Origin of the sequence: Microbacterium sp., from assembly GCF_035277845.1 — a bacterium.
Classification (GTDB): Bacteria; Actinomycetota; Actinomycetes; order Actinomycetales; family Microbacteriaceae; genus Microbacterium.
Genome location: NZ_DATEJS010000245.1, coordinates 1 through 3,095, shown reverse-complemented (window position 1 = coordinate 3,095; position 3,095 = coordinate 1). Strand labels below are relative to the sequence as shown.

General features: G+C 73.7%; 3 protein-coding genes and 1 pseudogene. 2 read left to right on the top strand and 2 right to left on the bottom strand.

Annotated features, from left to right (window positions below; genetic code table 11):
- Both VJR25_RS10630 and VJR25_RS10625 read right to left on the bottom strand, forming a co-directional pair.
- Positions 1-1,106 (bottom strand): AMP-binding protein (locus VJR25_RS10630; RefSeq protein ID WP_324114945.1); only part of this gene is annotated, 1,106 nt, incomplete at its 3' end.
- A gap of 7 nt (positions 1,107-1,113) precedes the next feature.
- Entirely contained in the window at positions 1,114-2,016 is a 903-nt protein-coding gene (locus VJR25_RS10625) for a 1,4-dihydroxy-2-naphthoyl-CoA synthase (RefSeq protein ID WP_324114944.1), read from the bottom strand.
- 178 nt (positions 2,017-2,194) lie between these two features.
- Here VJR25_RS10625 and VJR25_RS10620 point away from each other — a divergent pair, with 178 nt between their 5' ends.
- Positions 2,195-2,746: a hypothetical protein gene (locus tag VJR25_RS10620; RefSeq protein WP_324114943.1), complete on the top strand. Its 552-nt coding sequence runs from the start codon at positions 2,195-2,197 to the stop codon at positions 2,744-2,746.
- 17 nt (positions 2,747-2,763) lie between these two features.
- Positions 2,764-3,095: pseudogene (locus VJR25_RS10615) on the top strand (ECF transporter S component); the annotation flags it as partial.

The window sequence follows — 3,095 nt, the reverse complement described above, 5'->3', positions numbered from 1 at the left end:
CGGATCCGCGCACGGTCGGGTTTGCCGCTCGACAGATGCGGCAGCTCAGCCACGACGAGAAGGCGCGACGGCCGTGCGTGCGCACCGATCGCGGCGGCAGCGGCATCCCGCACCCGCTGCAGGCCGGCCTCGGTTCCGGCGACGTCGGATCGTGCCACGACGACGACGGACGCCTCGCCCCAGCGGTCGTCGGGCACGCCCACGACGACGGCGCCGGCGAACCCGGGCACCTCCCGCACAGCTCGTTCGACGCGGTCGAGCGACACGTTGACGCCACCGGACACGATCACGTTGTCGATGCGCCCCGTCACGGCGAGGGCGCGGCCGTCGAAGGTGCCGGCGTCGCCGGTGCGGTACCAGCGGGTGCCGTCCGGGGCGGCGGGGAACGCGTCCGCGGTGCGGTCCGGATCGCCGAGGTAGCCGTCGGCGAGCATCGGGCCGGACAGCTGCACCTCGGCCCCGGCGATGCGCACGGCGACCTCGTCGAGCGGGACGCCGTCGTACACGCAGCCGCCGCAGGTCTCGGTGGACCCGTAGGTGCGGACGATGCGGATGCCGGCATCGTGCGCGCGCTCTCGCAGCGCGACCGGCAGCGCCTGCCCGCCGACGAGGATCGCGTCGTAGCTGCGCAGGGCGTCCGCGACCCCGGGGTCGGGGGCGTCGAGCAGCGTGCGCAGCTGCGCCGGGACGAACGAGGTGTACCGGCCGGAACCGACGGGGAGCGCGTCCGTCGCCGCGCGGAACGCGTCCGGCGTGAAGCGCCCGGACAGGATGACCGGCGCGTGTCCCGCACGCAGCGAGCGCAGCGCGACCTGGAGCCCGGCGATGTAGCCCGCCGGGAGCGCGAGCAGCCAGGCCCCGGAGCCGATCCGGGCGGCCGTGGCCGCGGCGCTGGCCTCGAGGGCGGCACGGCTGAGCAGCACGGACTTCGGGATGCCGGTGGACCCGGACGTGGTCACCACGACGCCGGTGCCGGCGGGCACGGTGTGCGGGCTGCCGGCCGGGTCGCCCCCGATGGCGAGGGCGGGGCCGGTGCCGTCGAGCATCCTCCGCAGTGCCGCGATCACGGTGCCGGGGTCGTCCCCGTTCAGCTGGGCGAGCTCCATCCGCGGGTCAGAAGTGCCAGGGGTACGGCGACCAGTCCGGGTCGCGCTTCTCGAGGAAGGCGTCACGGCCTTCGACCGCCTCGTCCGAGCCGTACGCGAGGCGGGTCGCCTCCCCGGCGAACACCTGCTGGCCGACGAGCCCGTCGTCGACGGCGTTGAACGCGAACTTCAGCATCCGGATCGCGGTGGGCGACTTGGTGAGGATCGTGCGCGCCATCGCCACGGCCTCACGCTCCAGGTCGGCGTGCGGCACGACGCGGTTGACGGCGCCCATCTCGTACGCGCGCTGGGCGGAGTACTCCTCGGCGAGGAAGAACACCTCGCGGGCGAATTTCTGCCCGATCTGCCGGGCGAAGTACGCCGACCCGTAGCCGGCGTCGAAGCTGCCGACATCCGCATCGGTCTGCTTGAACCGGCCGTGCTCGGCGCTCGCGATCGACAGGTCGCAGACGACGTGCAGGGAGTGTCCGCCGCCGGCCGCCCAGCCGGGCACGACCGCGATCACGGGCTTCGGCATGAAGCGGATGAGGCGCTGCACCTCGAGGATGTGGAGGCGTCCGGCGCGGGCGGGGTCGGCCACCGAGGCTTCGTCGTCGCTGTACTTGTAGCCGTCGCGGCCGCGGATGCGCTGGTCGCCGCCGGAGCAGAACGCCCAGCCGCCGTCCTTCGGGCTCGGCCCGTTGCCGGTGAGCAGCACCACGCCGATCCGCGGGTTCTGCCGGGCCTCGTCGAGTGCCCGGTACAGCTCGTCGACGGTGCGCGGACGGAAGGCGTTGCGCACCTCGGGCCGGTCGATCGCGATGCGCGCGATGCGGCCGTCGCGCGACACGTGCGCCGTCACATCCGTGTACTGGTCGGAGCCGGGCGCCGGCATCCACTCGTCCGCATCGAACAGCTCGGAGACACTCACCCGTCCAGCGTAGACGCCCCGCCTTCCGCCCCCACCTCCTCGTTGACTTGCCCTGGATGTACGCGTCGCCCGGCGTGTCGCGTACATCCAGGGCAAGTCAACGGGTGGGGGCGGGAGGGCGCGGGGTTTGTGACGTCACGAAGCGGTGGGAGGGGGCCGGGTTCCGTAATGTGGGACGGTGACCCCGACGACCCGCACCTTCGCTGTCGCGGCGACCGCCGCCCTCGCGCTGGCCCTCGCCGCCTGTTCCTCCCCCGCCGCCCCGGCATCCTCCCCGAGCTCGGCCAGCCCGACAGCCACCTCCGCTGCCGGATGCACGGGCGTGACGGTGATCGTCGACACCGGCGACCTCAAGGTCGCGAACGGCCCGTCCGAGACGAAGTGCATCGACACCACGACGACGATCCTCGGCAAGGATGCCGCCGCCAAGGCCGGCATCACGACCGTCGGCACCACCAAGTACCCCGACCAGGTCGTCTGCCGCGTGAACGGCGTGCCGTCCGCCACCACCGACCTCCCCGGCGCCCACGGCTCGACGTACCACGAGGCCTGCACCGGGATGCCCCCGGCGAGCGCATACTGGTCGCTGTGGGTCAAGCCCAAGGCCGGCAAGTGGGACTACGCCCAGACCGGGCTCTCCGCCCTGCAGCTGAAGCCCGGCGACAGCGTCGAGCTGCTGTTCACCCTGAACGGCAAGCCCGCATCGCCCGCGCCCACGCCCACGTCGTGACCCGGACGGGCCGCCGGATCGTGTTCCGGCCCGGCCCGTTGCGCGCGGCGGCGGGGCTGGCGGCGATCTTCGTCGTCGCCCGCGTCGTCTACCGCGTGCTGTTCGACGGCGCATCGGGCGCCGGCCCGGTGCTGCTGCCGCTGCCTGCGCTCCCGCTGCCGGACCCGTTCGCCTGGGTGATCCTGCTCGGCCCGGTGACCCTCGACGGGCTGTGGGATGCCGTGTGGTCGGCGATTCCGGTGGCCGCCGTCATCCTGCTGTTCGGGATGCTGAACGCCGTCGTCGACGTGTCGCGCGGCTTCACCCGTCTCGCCCGCCGCGGGCCGCTGCGCGGCATCGCCCGGGCCCT